This window comes from Paraburkholderia sp. OAS925, assembly GCF_040543975.1.
GTDB lineage: Bacteria > Pseudomonadota > Gammaproteobacteria > Burkholderiales > Burkholderiaceae > Paraburkholderia > Paraburkholderia graminis.
Map to the genome: position 1 here is coordinate 307610 of NZ_JBEUNO010000001.1, position 15200 is coordinate 322809.

12 protein-coding genes and 1 pseudogene are annotated in these 15200 nt (G+C 64.5%); 9 read left to right on the forward strand and 4 right to left on the reverse strand.

What is annotated here, in order from left to right; all coding sequences use genetic code 11:
* Positions 1-848: 848 nt before the first annotated feature.
* Positions 849-2867, reverse strand: a complete 2019-nt coding sequence (mnmC, locus tag ABIE53_RS01395; RefSeq protein ID WP_006050812.1) for a bifunctional tRNA (5-methylaminomethyl-2-thiouridine)(34)-methyltransferase MnmC2/FAD-dependent 5-carboxymethylaminomethyl-2-thiouridine(34) oxidoreductase MnmC1 — start codon at positions 2865-2867, stop codon at positions 849-851.
* A 414-nt stretch (positions 2868-3281) separates the two neighbouring features.
* On the opposite strand from mnmC, the gene ABIE53_RS01400 reads away from it, so the two are divergent.
* Positions 3282-3560, forward strand: coding sequence for an HU family DNA-binding protein (locus ABIE53_RS01400; RefSeq protein ID WP_006050811.1), 279 nt, complete (start codon positions 3282-3284; stop codon positions 3558-3560).
* Between the two features lie 133 nt (positions 3561-3693).
* Here ABIE53_RS01400 and ABIE53_RS01405 read toward each other — a convergent pair whose 3' ends face one another.
* Both ABIE53_RS01405 and ABIE53_RS01410 read right to left on the reverse strand, forming a co-directional pair.
* Complete coding sequence (locus tag ABIE53_RS01405; RefSeq protein ID WP_114156632.1) at positions 3694-5058, reverse strand: GTP-binding protein; 1365 nt, start codon at positions 5056-5058, stop codon at positions 3694-3696.
* Between the two features lie 144 nt (positions 5059-5202).
* A complete protein-coding gene (locus ABIE53_RS01410) occupies positions 5203-5649 on the reverse strand; it encodes a lytic transglycosylase domain-containing protein (protein ID WP_006050809.1) in 447 nt (148 codons plus the stop codon).
* Positions 5650-6168: 519 nt separating this feature from the next.
* Between ABIE53_RS01410 and gspD the strand changes: the two genes are divergently transcribed.
* The 3 genes and pseudogenes from gspD (at position 6169) to gspF (ending at position 11293) form a co-directional block, all read left to right on the forward strand.
* Positions 6169-8514, forward strand: a complete 2346-nt coding sequence (gene gspD / locus ABIE53_RS01415; RefSeq protein WP_114156633.1) for a type II secretion system secretin GspD — start codon at positions 6169-6171, stop codon at positions 8512-8514.
* Positions 8511-10071, forward strand: a pseudogene (gspE, locus tag ABIE53_RS01420) (type II secretion system ATPase GspE). The gene gspD and the pseudogene gspE overlap by 4 nt, the downstream one beginning before the upstream one ends.
* A gap of 4 nt (positions 10072-10075) precedes the next feature.
* A complete protein-coding gene (gspF, locus tag ABIE53_RS01425; protein ID WP_006050806.1) occupies positions 10076-11293 on the forward strand; it encodes a type II secretion system inner membrane protein GspF in 1218 nt (405 codons plus the stop codon).
* 60 nt (positions 11294-11353) lie between these two features.
* Here gspF and ABIE53_RS01430 read toward each other — a convergent pair whose 3' ends face one another.
* Positions 11354-11767, reverse strand: coding sequence for a type II secretion system protein N (locus ABIE53_RS01430; protein WP_006050805.1), 414 nt, complete (start codon positions 11765-11767; stop codon positions 11354-11356).
* 157 nt (positions 11768-11924) lie between these two features.
* On the opposite strand from ABIE53_RS01430, the gene gspG reads away from it, so the two are divergent.
* Genes gspG through gspK form a run of 5 tightly spaced genes read left to right on the forward strand, consistent with a single transcriptional unit; the run spans position 11925 to position 15196 of the window.
* Complete coding sequence (gene gspG / locus ABIE53_RS01435; RefSeq protein ID WP_006050804.1) at positions 11925-12389, forward strand: type II secretion system major pseudopilin GspG; 465 nt, start codon at positions 11925-11927, stop codon at positions 12387-12389.
* Positions 12380-12919: a GspH/FimT family pseudopilin gene (locus ABIE53_RS01440; RefSeq protein WP_114156634.1), complete on the forward strand. Its 540-nt coding sequence runs from the start codon at positions 12380-12382 to the stop codon at positions 12917-12919. Before gspG ends, ABIE53_RS01440 begins: the two co-directional genes overlap by 10 nt.
* 1 nt (position 12920) lies before the next feature.
* Entirely contained in the window at positions 12921-13355 is a 435-nt protein-coding gene (gene gspI, locus ABIE53_RS01445; RefSeq protein ID WP_029971197.1) for a type II secretion system minor pseudopilin GspI, read from the forward strand.
* On the forward strand, positions 13333-14034 hold the full coding sequence (locus ABIE53_RS01450) for a PulJ/GspJ family protein (protein WP_114156635.1): 702 nt from the start codon (positions 13333-13335) through the stop codon (positions 14032-14034). Before gspI ends, ABIE53_RS01450 begins: the two co-directional genes overlap by 23 nt.
* A 43-nt stretch (positions 14035-14077) precedes the next feature.
* Complete coding sequence (gspK, locus tag ABIE53_RS01455) at positions 14078-15196, forward strand: type II secretion system minor pseudopilin GspK (RefSeq protein ID WP_114156636.1); 1119 nt, start codon at positions 14078-14080, stop codon at positions 15194-15196.
* Positions 15197-15200: the final 4 nt, after the last annotated feature.

Here is a 15200-nt window from a genome sequence, read left to right on the forward strand (position 1 = left end):
TCCTTTGCAGCAACGGCAGATCACATGAACCAGCATGAGCCGGCGCGAACACCGGCGAGCGGGTGGGCGCAAGACGCGGGCCACTGTCGCAATCGCTTCGCGTGATCCGCGTTGCGGGTTTTCAACGATCGGATGATTCGAACGCGCCGCAGTCGCAGGGAGCTCGGCGCATTCAGGGGTGCGGCCGTAGCAACCGGCTCGGCACGGTGAAAGAACGCCGTCGACGTTGAATCAGATTCTGATTGAACGGGACCGTTCCATTGCAGCGGGTACCGCAGGGGGCCAGGCACCACGCGGAAAAGAACGGCGATTGTGCCATAGCTTTTTTAGCTTCGACCGAAAAGACACGAACATGCAGGCAAAACGGTAAGAAAGTACTTCATCTTCGCGAGATGTGGAAAAAGCGACCGTTTTGAAGCTCGCGACGCCTGGATTGCTGGCTTGTTCCAGTACCCGTCGATGGAGTCTGCACCATCTACGTGTGCTTTTCAGGACAGCCGCTAGCACACGGGTTGAATGCGTCGCCCGATCTGTGCGGTGGCGCACGGTCCAGCTCGGGCCTTGCTGTTTACGTGTTTACTGTATGTATACGTAGTAGCAGTTAACAAGCAGCCCGCTTTTCTGTGGATAACCCCGGTTTACCGAAGCGAATCAGCGGATTGCAGACTTCATAACCGGATGCACAGCATGTGCGGCGACGCCGGGTAGTCGCGGGTAACTTTCCGCGAAATTCGACGGCGCTCGAGTTACCCCGTTTACGTCCACAACGGTTCCACATGAGTTGCGCTAGTAAACAACGTGGTTATCCACAATTTGCGGTGGATAACCGCGCTGCGCACCGCCAAGAGTTAACTGATGACGCCGCCTTGCCGCAAAGTGCGCAGCAGGAAGCGCGCAGGGTCGATGTCTTCGGCGAGATCGCGTTCGAGCGGCAACGGCTCGCCTTCGATCTGCGACGCGATCAGTTCCGCGCCAAGCGCCGCCCACACGAGACCGCGCGAGCCGTAGGCAAAGGCGCTGTAGAGACCGTCGACGCGCGGCAGATCGAGCGGCCACGCACCGCGCAGGCGTTGCGCGTTGTGTGCGGCGAGCGCTTCGTCGGCGAGGTTGCCGATCATCGGCATGCGGTCGCTTGTCACGCAGCGGAATGCGACGCGGCCGGTCAGCGCATGACCCGATGCCGCGGCATCGCCGCGCCCGACAACGCTCACGAACGCGGGCAGCATCTGCGCGACGCGCTCGATGTTTTCCAGATGACCGGCAGGACGAAGCGACGTTTGAGCGTCGTCGAGTTCGTAAGTCGCGCCCGTCAGCGTGACGCCGCCGGGCAGCGGTATCGCATAACCTTCGCCAATCACCGGCAACTCCAGCGACGGCGCCGCGCCCGGCGGCAGCAAAGTGAGCTGGCCGCGGATGCTGCGAGTCGGCGCGTGACGCAAACCGGCAATGCGCGCCGCGTCGTGAGCGTTGGCGACGATCACGACCGGCGCACGCGCGAGCACGTCGCCGGCCGCGTCGAATACCAGCCACTGATCGCCCGAGCGCTCGAGACGCGCGGCTTCGACGCCGAAGCGCCGCTCGAGCAAATCACCGGCGGCGGCGCATTGCGCGGCGCAAAGCGAGGCCGGGTCGATCCAGCCGCCGTGCGGGAAGAACCAGCCGCCGCGCGCGAGCGGTGTACCGGCGAGTTTTTGCGCGTCGTCGGCGGAGACCGGCGTGACGAATTCCGGCGGATAGCGCAGCGCGGCGATGGCTTCGCTCATCGCGTGGGCTTCGTCGGCGTTTTCGGCGATTTGCAGCAGACCCGAGCCGCCGCGCAGCGGCGCGTGGCCGAGCCGTTCGAGCGCCGTCCAGCGTCTTAGCGCGTATAAAAAGCCGGCGCGCGTGACGCGCGACGCGACGCTGTCGTCGCGCGAGATCATCGGGTGGAATACGCCGGCCGGATTGCCCGACGCGTCTTGCGCGACCGACGCATGCCGCTCCAGCAAAGTCACGCGCCAGCCGCGCGCGGCGAGCCGCTCGACCATCGCGCATCCCGCGAGACCGCCGCCGATCACGACCGCATGCCGTTCGCGAGGCGTGAGCGGTCCGAGCGATCCGAGCGCTCCGAGTGGTCCGAGTGGCGAGGGCGGCTCATGACGGCGCACGCGCCAGCGAGGCGCGAAGCGGCCGACCAGCATCGCGCGCTTCCAGCCGAAACCTTCGACCTTCCGATACTCGAAGCCGCATTGAGTCAGCGCCCGCTTGATGTCGCCGGCGCTCGTGTAAGTGGCGAAGGTCGCGCCGTCGTCCGCGAGCCGCGCAAGCGACTTGAAGATGGCGAGCGTCCAAAGCTCCGGATTTTTGGCCGGCGAGAAGCCGTCGAGGTAAAACGCGTCCGCGCGCAGCCTGAGATTCGGCAAGCTCTGCTCTGCGTCGCCGAAAACGAGTGTGAGAACCACGCGCCCGTCCTCGAATTCCAGCCGATGCGTGCCCGGCACGAGCATCGGCCAGTCGTTCGCGAGCGTGTCGGCGAGCGCGGCAATCGACGGATCGGCAATGGTCGCGGCGTACGCGCGGCGCAGATCGGCGAGCGCGAACGGATGCTTTTCCGTCGAGACGAAATGGAGCCGCTCGCAACGCGACGGGTCGGCGCGCCAGGCGGCCCACGTCGTGAGGAAGTTGATGCCCATGCCGAAGCCCGTCTCCAGCACCGTGAAAATGCGCCGGCCTTGCCAGCGCTCGGGCAGCGCATTGCCGCGCAAGAAAACATGGTCGGCCTGCTCGAGACCGCCGACGGCGCTGTGATAGATGTCGTCGTAGAGAGGCGAAAAAGGCGTGCCGTTGTCCCGGAACGAGAGGACGGCTGGGATCAGCGGATCGGTCATGCGCGACGCAAAGTGAGGCCCCGAGAAGCGGGTCCAACGTTACCGCCAGCGCGCGCGGCTCGCCGGGCGGCGAAATAGACGCGCCGAGCGTTGGCAAAAACCAACGTCAAAGCCCCGTCCACACTGGGTTTCGGGCTTCTCAGCGAGGCCGGATCAGCAAAAAGTGCCGTTTCCTTGCTGTATCTGTTCCAAAACCGCGTAATTCTTCGAAACCCTTGTCCTGATTGGGTTTGCGCTGCGCTATCATAGCAAGCGCCGCGAAGGGAGCGGCAGCACGGCCGACGGACACTCGCTGTCCGGCGCTTTTGATCTGGAGGGGCTCCGGAGCCGTAGCTGCTCGACGGCGCGGCGCGCGCACGTATAATCGGCGCGTTCGCGCTGTTCGTGTCAACCTAAACTCAGAAAGGAACCTTAATGAACAAACAGGAACTGATCGACGCTGTCGCAGGACAGACGGGCGCCAGCAAGGCTCAAACCGGTGAAACGCTGGACACGTTGCTTGAAGTGATCAAGAAGTCTGTGTCGAAGGGCGACGCGGTCCAGTTGATCGGCTTCGGCAGCTTTGGTTCGGGCAAGCGCGCAGCGCGTACAGGTCGCAACCCGAAGACGGGCGAAACCATCAAGATTCCGGCCGCAAAGACCGTCAAGTTCACGGCAGGCAAGGCGTTCAAAGACGCAGTCAACAAGCGCTAAGCAGATTACTGCCAGGCAGTTGACACCCGCCAACGGCGGGTTTTTTTTCGTCTTTTTTCTTTGCGAATGGGCGCGCCGCAGGGGAGTGTGCGGCGGGTTTCGTTGCTACTGTCGACGCAGTTGAAAGAGCCGCTTAGTCGTGGCGATGTGCTGTTCCGCCGTGGCCGTGGCCATCGTGATCATGGTCGTCGTGGCCGTGATCATGATCATGATGATGACCGTGATCATGTCCGTCGTGATCGTGATCGTCGTCGAAGTCCCACGCCGGGAACGGATCGGCGAACTGTTGCCAGCCTTGCGGTCCCACTGCGTACTCGTCGTCGGTCAGCAGGCACGCGTCGAACTTCGCCGACCACAGCGTCGGGTCGATGCCGACGCCGATCATCGCCAGCTCCTGGCGACGGTCGCCAATACTGACGTCGTCCGGCGTGCCATACCAGTCGGCGGCGATTTCGGCGGCTAGCTCGTCGTCGGCATCGGGCCATTCGCTGCGGTCCTGAGCCGCCCACCACATGCCTGCGGGACCGTGCCGGCAAGCGCCGCCCGCCTGCGACAGCGAACCGGCGATGTCGTTACGCGTCGCGAGCCAGAAGAAACCCTTGCTGCGCAAGACGCCCTTCCACTCCTCGTGCAGCAACGCCCACAGCCGCTCCGGATGGAACGGACGGCGTGCCTGATAAACGAAGCTGCCGATGCCGAACTCGTCGGCTTCGCTGCGATGACCGTGGCCGCGTTCGTCTACGTGCTTCTCGGCCTGGTTGAGCAACGCGATCGCGCCGGGAGCGTTCGCCGTCTCGTCGAAATCGAAGCGGCCGGTGTTCACGATCTGTTCGAGCGGCACGGCGCCGAAGCGGCTCACCACTTGCACCGCGCGCGGATTGATGCGCGCGAGGATGCGTTGCAGGCGCGTCAGCTCGTCGGCGGTCACGAGTTCGGCCTTGTTCACGACCAGCACGTCGCAGAACTCGACCTGCTCGATCAGCAGTTCCACTAGAGTCCGGTCGTCTTCGTCGCTCGCGGCGATGCCGCGTTCGGCGAGCGCATCCGCGGAACCGTAGTCGCGCAGAAAATTGGACGCGTCGACCACCGTGACCATCGTGTCGAGCCGCGCGAGCTCGGCGAGCGGCGCGCCGTCGTCGTCATCGTCGGCGAAGGCGAAGGTCTCGGCGATCGGCATGGGTTCCGCCACACCGGCCGACTCGATCAGTATCGCGTCGAAGCGCTTTTCGGCGGCCAGCCGTTTCACCTGGGCGGGCAGATCGTCGTGCAGCGTGCAGCAGACACAGCCGTTCGACAGTTCGGCCAGGTTTTCTTCGCTGGGCGACAGCGCGGCCGGATCGCGCAAAAGCGCCGCGTCGATATTGACGGCGGCGAGATCGTCGACGATCGCGGCGACGCGCAAGCCGGCGCGATTCGCGAGGATGTGATTCAGGAGCGTGGTCTTGCCGGCGCCCAGAAAACCGGAGAGCACGGTGACGGGCAGTGGCGGCTGGTTCATCGCAGTACGGAAAATCGGGAGGAGTGGAAGGCGTGCCGGGCGCCGCATTGCTACGCGAGTCTAGCCGCGGTCCAGCGGACGCTCGAGCGCCGGCGGCAGCACGAAGCCGCATTGTGCATCAAATCGGAAACGGCGAGCGGTCGATCAGCGTGACGCCGGCATCAGGTTCCACTTGCGTAGAATTGCGGCGATCTGTTGAGCGTACTTGTCGCGCAGCGCGGGCGTCTCGGAGTGATAAGCGCCGATGGCTTGCCACGTATTGCCGTACTTGTTCATCTGCCGGCGCAGATGCCACGCGGCGATGTACACGTTCTTGCACGGCTCCATCAGCGTGCCTTGCGAGATCCCGTATTGCGCGAGCGTGGGCAGATGAATCGAGTTGATCTGCATTACGCCGTAGTCGGTCGAGCCGTTTGCGTTTTTGTGCTGCGCGTCCGGACGGTTATGCGACTCCTGCCAGGCGATCGCACGCAGAATCAGCGGGTTCACTTTCTGATATTTCGCGGCTTCGTCGAAGCAATCGGCGCGTGCCGTCCCGGCCGAAGCCAAGATGGTAATTCCTGCCAGAAAGGTGACGAAGCTTCGTTTCATCGGTCAAGACGACTGGGGCAAACCGCAAGAGTAAGGGATCGTAAGGGCTCGTGTCAGCCATTGTTCAGCCGGGACTAGCCGGTGGGCGCAATCTGGCCGGGGCATTGACGGAAGATGCGGGAAAACCCGTGTTCGCAACGGCGATCCGACGGCTTGAACGGCTCGTATGATACCGGCAGGCCGTGACCCGTCAAGTTGGCTAACAGACATAAGAGCGCGGAAACACTAGGTTTTCTTGCCGCTTTCAGTCCGCAGTGGTTTCGCTTTCAAGGCCCGCCGAGCGGGCCCGAACGTTTAGGGAAACTCACTGAGGCTTTCCTTTTGTGACAAATCCGACATGAAAAACTGTTACTGTTCCTTCTTTTCGGACATCGGATGGCCAGCATTTTAGGGCGGCTTTCGCCCACCTGGCCCGCCGGCAGACCGACCGACCGGCGGTTTGCTCCTGTGTCCGCGCTGCATGACCGCCGGCGGCCTGCGCTGCCGGCATCGACATTACATTCCATGAGAAGAAATCGTATGGCTTTGCGTCGCGTCGCAACGGCGTTGCTGTTGGCTGGCTTGATCACTGCGCAGACCGCACAGGCGCAGGTGACATTGAACTTCGTCAACGCCGATATCGACCAGGTCGCGAAGGCGATCGGCGCGGCGACCGGCAAGACAATCATCGTCGACCCACGAGTCAAAGGTCAGTTGAATCTCGTGTCGGAAAACGCGGTGCCCGAGGATCAGGCGCTGAAGACGTTGCAATCCGCGTTGCGCATGCAGGGCTTCGCGCTCGTCCAGGATCACGGCGTACTGAAAGTCGTGCCCGAGGCCGACGCCAAGCTGCAAGGCGTGCCGACCTACGTCGGCAATTCGCCGAGCGCGCGCGGCGATCAGGTGGTCACGCAAGTGTTCGTGCTGAAGAACGAATCGGCGAATAACCTGTTGCCGGTGCTGCGTCCGCTGATCTCGCCGAACAATACCGTGGCCGCTTATCCGGCCAACAACACGATCGTCGTCACCGACTACGCGGACAACGTGCGCCGTATCGCGCAGATCATCGCCGGTGTGGATACGGCGGCCGGTCAGTCGGTGTCCGTCGTACAACTGAAGAATGCAAACGCGCTCGACATTGCCACGCAACTGAACAAGATGCTCGACCCGGGCGCGATCGGCAGCACGGACGCCACGCTGAAAGTGTCGATCACCGCCGACCCGCGCACGAACTCGCTGCTCATCCGCGCGTCGAACGGCGCGCGTCTGGCCGCCGCGAGAACGCTCGCGCGCGAACTCGACGCGCCGACCAGCATGCCGGGCAACATGCACGTCGTGCCGCTGCGCAACGCCGAGGCAAGCAAGCTCGCGAAGACCTTGCGCGGCATGCTCGGCAAGGGCGGCGAAGGCGGCTCGGCGGGCGGCGGCAACGAGGCCAACGCGTTCAACCAGAATGGCGGCGGTGGCGGAATTGGCGGCAACAATTCGACGGGCACTTCGGGCACCCCGCCGCTGCCGTCGGGCGGACTGAACAACAGTTCGTTGTCCTCGCCGATGGGTGGCGGCGGCGGCGCGGGCGGCTACGGCGCGAACGGCGGCGGTCAATCCGGCGGCCTGCTCGGCGGCGACAAGGACAAGAACGAGGACAATCAGCCGGGCGGCATGATCCAGGCGGACTCGGCGACGAACTCGCTGATCATCACTGCGTCGGAGCCGGTTTACCGCAATCTGCGCGCGGTGATCGACCAGCTCGACGCGCGCCGCGCGCAGGTCTACATCGAGGCGCTTATCGTCGAGCTGAACTCGAACACGAGCGGCAATCTCGGCATTCAATGGCAGGTCGCGAACAACTCGATTTTTGCCGGCACGAACCTCGCCACGGGTTCGAGCAACAGCATCATCAACCTGACGGCGGCTGCTGCGGCGGCGGGCGCAGCGGGCGCGACCGGCGGTCTCGCCAACGCGCTCGGCTCAGGTGTTCAGCAGGGCTTGAACGTCGGCTGGATTCACAACATGTTCGGCGTGCAGGGACTCGGCGCGTTGCTTCAGGCGCTGTCGCAGACCGCGGACGCCAACGTGCTGTCCACGCCTAACCTGATCACGCTCGACAACGAGGAAGCGAAGATCGTCGTCGGTACGAACATACCGATTCAGACCGGTTCGTATTCGAATCTGACGAGCGGCAACGCGAGTTCGGCGTTCAACACGTACGACCGCGTGGATGTCGGCCTGACGCTGCACGTCAAACCGCAAATCACCGACGGCGGCATCCTCAAGCTTCAGCTTTACACTGAAGATTCCGCCATCGTGAACGGCACGACCAACGCGACGACCAACCCGGCCGGCCCGCAGTTCACCAAGCGCTCGATCCAGTCGACCGTGCTCGCCGACAACGGCGAAATCATCGTGCTCGGCGGCCTGATGCAGGACAACTACCAGGTCAGCAACAGCAAGGTGCCACTGCTTGGCGACATCCCGTGGATCGGTCAGTTGTTCCGTTCCGAGCAGAAGAACCGCAACAAGACGAACCTGATGGTGTTCCTGCGTCCGGTCATCATCGGCGATCGCGATACCGCGCAGGCTGTCACGTCGAATCGCTACGACTATATTCAAGGTGTGCAGGGCGCGTATCGTCAGGACAACAATCTGATGAAGGACAACGACGATCCGGTGGTTCCGCCGAAGCCCGTCGGCCCGAGCCAGGGCGGTTCGACGTTGAACCTGTTCGACCTCGACCAGATGCGCCGTCAGCAGATGCAGCCGCCGCAGCAGCAAACTCAGCCGGGCTCGGCCGCGCCGACAACGCCGCCCGCCACGAACGGCGCTGTGCAAAGTAATCCGGTGCCGGTCGCACCGTCCACCGTATCGCCAGGAGCCAAGCCGTGAGTACGCCGTCCATGCCGCCGTCAGCCTCAACGTCGCCGGCATCGTCGCGAGCCGCCGAGATTGCCTCGGCGGCGATGACAGAGCAAGCGGACCACGCCGAACGCGCGGCGCCGTCGGCGATTGCCGCGCGGCTCGTGCCCTACGGCTTCGCGCGCAGCGGCCAGATTCTGGTCGCGCATCAGCACGCCGACAGCCTCGAAGTCTGGATCAGCGAGCGCACCAGCGAGGCCGCGCTCGCCGAAGTCGCACGCAACTTCGGCGCGGTGTCGGTGGTGCGTCTTCCCGCCGACGAACTCGCGCAAGCGATCAACCAGGCCTACGCGCGCCAGGACGGCAGCGCGGCTCAGGTGGTCGGCGAAGTGGAAGGCGAAGTCGACCTCCTCGCGACTGATGCAGGACATTCCCGAAGTGGAAGACCTGCTGGAATCGGAAGACGACGCGCCGATCATCCGCATGATCAACGCGCTGCTCACGCAGGCCGCGCGCGAGCACGCGTCGGATATTCACATCGAGCCGTTCGAGACTTCTTCTGTGGTGCGTTTTCGCGTCGACGGCACGCTGCGCGATGTCGTGCGTCCGAAGAAAGCGCTGCATGGCGCGCTGATTTCGCGGATCAAGATCATGGCGCAGCTCGACATTGCCGAGAAACGTCTGCCGCAAGATGGCCGCATCACGCTGCGCGTGGGCGGTCGTCCGGTCGACGTGCGGGTGTCCACGCTGCCGACAGGTCACGGCGAGCGCGCCGTGCTGCGTCTGCTGGAAAAAGACGCGTCGCGCCTGAACCTCGAAGCGCTCGGCATGGGCGCGGACACGCTCGTCAAGTTCGACAAGCTGATCGGCCGGCCGCACGGCATCGTGCTCGTGACCGGCCCGACGGGTTCGGGCAAGACGACCACGCTGTATGCGTCGATGTCGCGGCTTGAAACCGCGACCACCAACATCATGACGGTCGAAGACCCGATCGAATACGACCTGTCGGGCATCGGCCAGACGCAGGTCAACGAGCGGATCGGCATGACCTTCGCGCGCGCGCTGCGCTCGATTCTGCGGCAGGACCCGGACATCATCATGATCGGTGAAATCCGCGACCTCGAAACCGCGCAGATCGCCGTGCAGGCTTCGCTCACCGGCCACCTCGTGCTCGCGACGTTGCATACCAACGACGCCGCCTCGGCCGTCACGCGTCTGACCGACATGGGTGTCGAGCCGTATCTGCTGGCGTCGTCGCTGCTCGGCGTGCTGGCGCAGCGGCTCGTGCGGCGGCTGTGTCCGGTATGCCGCGAAAAGCGCGTCGAGGAAGACGGGCGCGTGCATTGGCATCCGGTCGGCTGCGACAAGTGCGGTCAATCGGGCTATGCGGGGCGGCGCGGCGTGTATGAACTGCTGCTTATCGACGACGAAATCCGCGCGCTGATTCACCGCAATGCATCGGACGCCGAAATTCTCACGGCCGGCCGCGCGCAAGGCATGCGCACACTGCGCGAGGACGCGGATCGCTGGCTCGCTTCCGGGCTGACGTCGCTTGAAGAAGTGATTCGCGTGACGGGCGGAGCTTAAGCGCATGCCGGCATTTCGTTTCGAAGCGATCGACGCGGCGGGCAAGGCGCAAAAAGGCGTGCTCGACGCGGACAGCGCGCGCGGCGCGCGCACCAATCTGCGTTCGCAAGGACTCACGCCGCTCGTCGTCGAGCCGGCCGCCACGCGCACGCGCGGCGAGCGCAATCAGCGTCTTTCGTTGGGACGGCGGCTGTCGCAGCGCGAGCAGGCCATTCTCACGCGGCAACTGGCGAGCCTGCTGATTGCCGGCTTGCCGCTCGACGAAGCGCTCGCGGTTTTGACGGAGCAATCGGAGCGCGACTACATCCGCGAATTGATGGCGGCGATTCGCGCCGAGGTGCTCGGCGGCCATTCGCTCGCGAATGCGCTCACGCAGCATCCGAAAGACTTTCCGGAGATCTATCGCGCGCTGGTCGCGGCCGGCGAACATACCGGCAAGCTCGGCCTGGTGTTATCGCGGCTCGCGGACTACATCGAGCAACGCAACGCGCTCAAGCAGAAGATCGTGCTGGCGTTCACCTACCCGACGATCGTCACGATCATCGCGTTCGGCATCGTCACGTTTTTGCTGAGCTATGTGGTGCCGCAGGTGGTCAACGTGTTCGCGAGCACCAAGCAGCAACTGCCCTTTCTCACGATCATGATGATGGCGCTCTCCGGCTTCGTGCGGAACTGGTGGTGGGCCGTGCTGATCGCGGTCGCGGTGCTGTTCTATGTGGTGCGTTCGACGCTCAGGCAAGCGGGCCCGCGCTTCGCGTTCGACCGGTGGCTGCTCACCGCGCCGCTGCTCGGCAAACTCGTGCGCGGCTACAACACCGTGCGCTTCGCGAGCACGCTCGGCATTCTGACGGCGGCCGGCGTGCCGATTCTGCGTGCGCTGCAAGCCGCCGCTGAAACGCTCAGCAACACGGCGATGCGCGGCAACATTGACGATGCGATCGTGCGCGTGCGTGAAGGCACGTCGCTGTCACGCGCGCTCGGCAATACCAAGACGTTCCCGCCGGTGCTGGTTCACCTGATCCGTTCCGGCGAAGCGACCGGTGACGTCACGACGATGCTCGACCGTGCCGCCGACGGCGAAGCGCGCGAGCTCGAGCGCCGCACGATGTTCCTGACGAGTCTGCTGGAGCCGCTGCTGATTCTGGCGATGGGCGGCGTGGTGCTGGTGATCGTGCTCGCGGTGATGCTGCCGATCATCGAGTTGAATAATCTGGTGCAGTGAGGCGTGGAATGCCGCGGCGCGATTGCGCAGCGGCGTGATGGCTGACCTTGGCGATCAGGCTTAACGCACGTAGATAGTAGGACCCGCGGCGTTGGCCGGCAGGAATACTTCGGAATGCGCGCCATTGCGGTCGATCACGATGGAGCGGGCGCGGACTTCGGAGAGTTTGGCGCCTTGCATCAGCGTGCTGCCGAGCGACACCGCACGCGGCGGCTCGCCGCCTACGCTGACGATGGCCGCGGCGCCTTGAGTCAGCGCGAGAATGCCGAACAGATGCACGTCCTGGTTGACCGTGCGCGTGAGCTGTCCGCCGAACAGCGTGGCGGCCTGATCGGTCGAGACCTGCGCGTGCGCGGCGGCTGCGGGCACCGGCGCACCGGACATCGCGGTCAGTGTGATGGTCCAGTAGGTCAGCGTCGCGCAGAACACGGCGAAGAGCGCGAGCGACAGAAGGCGGATTTGGAGTGCGTTCATGCGCACATTGTACGGACTATTGTGAAAATTGCGTTGGGTTGAAACCCTTCAACTGCATGACATTAAAATGACCGGCCGGGCACGTTCAATGGCACCGCGAGTGCCAGAGCACCGAGTCCGCCCAGTCGATAATTCACCTGAAAAGAGGTAGCAAGCTATGCAACTGTCGACCATTCGCCGCACAGCAATTGCGGGTTCGCGCAGCCGTCGTCAACGCGGTTTTACGCTGATCGAAATCATGGTCGTGATCGCGATTCTCGGCATCCTGGCCGCGTTGATCGTGCCGAAAATCATGAGCCGTCCCGACGAAGCGCGGCGCGTCGCCGCGAAGCAGGACATCGGCACTGTGATGCAGGCGCTCAAGCTTTATCGTTTGGACAACGGCCGTTATCCGACGCAGGAGCAAGGTCTGCGCGCGCTGATCGAAAAGCCCGCGACGGACCCCGTGCCGAACAACTGGAAAGACGGCGGCTATCTGGAACGTTTGCCGAACGATCCTTGGGGCAACGGCTATCAATATCTGAACCCCGGCGTGCACGGCGAAATCGACGTCTTCAGCTACGGCGCGGACGGCAAGGCAGGCGGCGAAGGCAATGACGCCGACGTGGGCTCGTGGCAATAGACGATAGCAACGCACGTGTCGCAACGAACCCGCCGCCCCGCGCGGCGGGCGCGGCGTTGCACGCGCGCGGCCTGCGCCGGCATCAGGCAGGTTTCACGCTGCTGGAAATGATGGTGGTGCTGGTGATTGCAGGCTTGCTGGTCTCTCTGACCGCGTTGACGATGACGCGCAATCCGCGCACCGATCTGAACGAGGAAGCACAGCGCCTCGCGCTGCTGTTCGAATCGGCCGGCGACGAAGCGCAGGTGCGCGCGCGCCCGATCGCGTGGCAACCGTTCGACGGCGGCTTTCGTTTCGACTTGCGCACCGAGGACGGCTGGCGTCCGCTGCGCGACGATCTGCTCAAGCCGCGTCAGTGGGAAGGCGGCGTGAGCGGCGTGACGATCGACTATCCGGGCTCGAATTCGAAGGCGAATCGCGTCGTGTTCGGCACCGAGGCGATCGACGTGCCAGTGCGCGTCACGCTGTTTTCCGCGGCGGGCAGCGCGACGATCGTCGGCACCGGCAATGGCCGCTACGAGGTGCACTGACATGCGCCATCGCAGCAGCAGCAGTAGCAGAAGCAGCAGCACGGCGGCTCGCCGGGCCGTCCACCGCGAGCGCGGTTTCACGATGATCGAAGTGCTGGTCGCGCTCGCGATCATCGCCGTCGCGCTTGCCGCATCGCTGCGCGCGGTCGGCTCACTCGCGACCGGCGAGGCCGATCTTCATCGGCGCTTGCTGGCCGGCTGGAGCGCGGATAACACGCTCGCGCAATTGCGCCTCACGCATGCATGGCCGAATGTCGGCTCGACGAGTTTCGATTGCTCGCAAGGAAATTTGCAGTTGATCTGTACCGAGCAAGTGTCGGCGACGCCGAATCCGGTGTTTCGTCGCGTGGAAGTGATGGTGACGATGCCCGGGCGCTCCGGCAATCTCGCCCAGATGGTCACGGTGGTCGCGAATGAAACGAATCGTTCGCTCTGAGCGCCGCGGCGAGCGCACCGGCCGCCGCCGCTCTCGCGCGGGCGTGCATGGCTTCACGCTGATCGAACTGCTCGTCGCGATCGCGATCATGGCGGTGATCGCGGTGCTGTCGTGGCGCGGGCTCGACCAGATCATCCGCGGCCGACAGACCATCACGAACGCGATGGAAGACGAGCGCGTGTTCGCGCAACTGTTCGACCAGATGCGCATCGACGCGCGTCAGGCCGCTTCCGACGACGAATCCGGTCAGCCGGCGGTGTCGCTCCTCGGCGGCGCATTGCAGATCGTGCGACAGATGAGCTTGCCCGGCTCCGCGCCGCGCTTGCAGGTCGTGCGTTACCGCGTCACGGAAGGCCGCGTGATCCGCTATGCGTCGCCGCCGCTTGCCAGCGTCGGCGATCTGCGCGCGGCGTCGCGCGGCAGTGAAGGCGAAGGCTGGTCGGCCGTGCCGTTGATGGGCGGCGTCGGCGCAATTTCGGCGCGGCTCTACGTGCCGCGCGTCGGCTGGACAACGCAGATGAAGGACGTGCAAGGCGCGATCACGGAGGCCGACAACAATCTCAAGGTGCCGCAGCTTGGCAATGCTCCGCTGCCGCGCTCGGTGACGGGGCTCGAAGTGAGCGTGGGCGCGAAGTCGCTCGCACGGCCCATCACGCGCGTTTTTTTGATTGGGGAATGAGATGAGATTGTTCTCCTTCAGCGCGGGACGCTCGACCCGTGTTATGCGCGGAACGCGCGGCGCGCTTAACTCACGCCACGCCCACCGCACCCACCAGCGCGGCGCAGCCATCATCAGCGCATTGCTCGTCGTTGCGCTCTCGGCGATTCTTGTCTCCGGCATGTTGTGGCGTCAGCAAGTCCAGATCCGCCGGATCGAGAACCAGCGTCTGCTCGCGCAGGCGCAATGGGTTGCGCGCGGCGCGCTCGACTGGACGCGTCTGATTCTTCGCTCCGAAGGCGATACGTCCGCGGGCATCACGTATCTCGGCGGCGTGTGGGGCGTGCCGATCGCGAAGACGCGGCTTTCCGACTTCCTCGGTCAGATCGGCGAGGTGCGCGCGCAGCAAGGCGCCGCGACTTACCTGTCGGGTTCGATCGAAGACGCTCAGGCCAAATTCAATCTGCGCAATCTGGTCGCGAGCCCGGCGCCCGGCGTCATGCAACTCGACGTGGAGCAGATCGGCGCGTATCAGCGGCTGCTGGTTTCGCTCGGCGTGAACAGCCAGCTCGCGAAGAACACCGCGGTCCAGGTGCGCGCGAGCCTGATGCAATCGGCGACGCGCTTTCAGACCGTCACATCGACGTCCGGCACGCCGTCGACGCCGGCGATCCAGGGCGGCGCCGCAGGTGGGGCAACAGGCGGCGGCTTCACGGACAAACCGGGCATCGAAGACGGCGAGGACAGCGCCGCGCACGCGCCGCTGCAAATGACGAGCGTCGATTCGCTGCTCGACATTCCCGGCTACACGCCGGAGATGGTCGCGCGCTTGCGGCCCTTCGTGACCGTGCTGCCGACCGTGTCGGCGATCAACATGAACACGGCGCCCGCCGAAGTGATTGCGGCCGTTGTGCCGGGCATGAATCTGTCTTCCGCGCAGGCGTTCGTCGCGCGGCGGCAGACCGTGTTTTTCCATAACGCCGGCGACGTGCAGCTCGCGTTGCGCGGCGCGGGCGCGCCGCAGACTTCGATCGATCCAAACCAGTTCGACGTCAACACGAACTACTTCCTGATTCATGGCCGCGTGCAGCACGAGCGCGCCGAAGTCGACCGCACGACGCTCGTCTATCGCGATGCTTTGACTCACACTACGCGTATCGTGCGGGTGCAAGACCAACTATGAACAA

Bases quoted from the DNA above. Each gene is read 5' to 3' on its own strand.
- gspK (WP_114156636.1), top strand. From the start codon at position 14,078: ATGCGCGGAACGCGCGGCGCGCTTAACTCACGCCACGCCCACCGCACC.
- mnmC (WP_006050812.1), bottom strand. From the start codon at position 2,867: ATGACCGATCCGCTGATCCCAGCCGTCCTCTCGTTCCGGGACAACGGC.
- gspI (WP_029971197.1), top strand. From the start codon at position 12,921: ATGCGCCATCGCAGCAGCAGCAGTAGCAGAAGCAGCAGCACGGCGGCT.
- ABIE53_RS01405 (WP_114156632.1), bottom strand. From the start codon at position 5,058: ATGAACCAGCCGCCACTGCCCGTCACCGTGCTCTCCGGTTTTCTGGGC.
- gspD (WP_114156633.1), top strand. From the start codon at position 6,169: ATGGCTTTGCGTCGCGTCGCAACGGCGTTGCTGTTGGCTGGCTTGATC.
- ABIE53_RS01430 (WP_006050805.1), bottom strand. From the start codon at position 11,767: ATGAACGCACTCCAAATCCGCCTTCTGTCGCTCGCGCTCTTCGCCGTG.
- gspG (WP_006050804.1), top strand. From the start codon at position 11,925: ATGCAACTGTCGACCATTCGCCGCACAGCAATTGCGGGTTCGCGCAGC.
- ABIE53_RS01410 (WP_006050809.1), bottom strand. From the start codon at position 5,649: ATGAAACGAAGCTTCGTCACCTTTCTGGCAGGAATTACCATCTTGGCT.
- gspF (WP_006050806.1), top strand. From the start codon at position 10,076: ATGCCGGCATTTCGTTTCGAAGCGATCGACGCGGCGGGCAAGGCGCAA.
- ABIE53_RS01400 (WP_006050811.1), top strand. From the start codon at position 3,282: ATGAACAAACAGGAACTGATCGACGCTGTCGCAGGACAGACGGGCGCC.
- ABIE53_RS01450 (WP_114156635.1), top strand. From the start codon at position 13,333: ATGAAACGAATCGTTCGCTCTGAGCGCCGCGGCGAGCGCACCGGCCGC.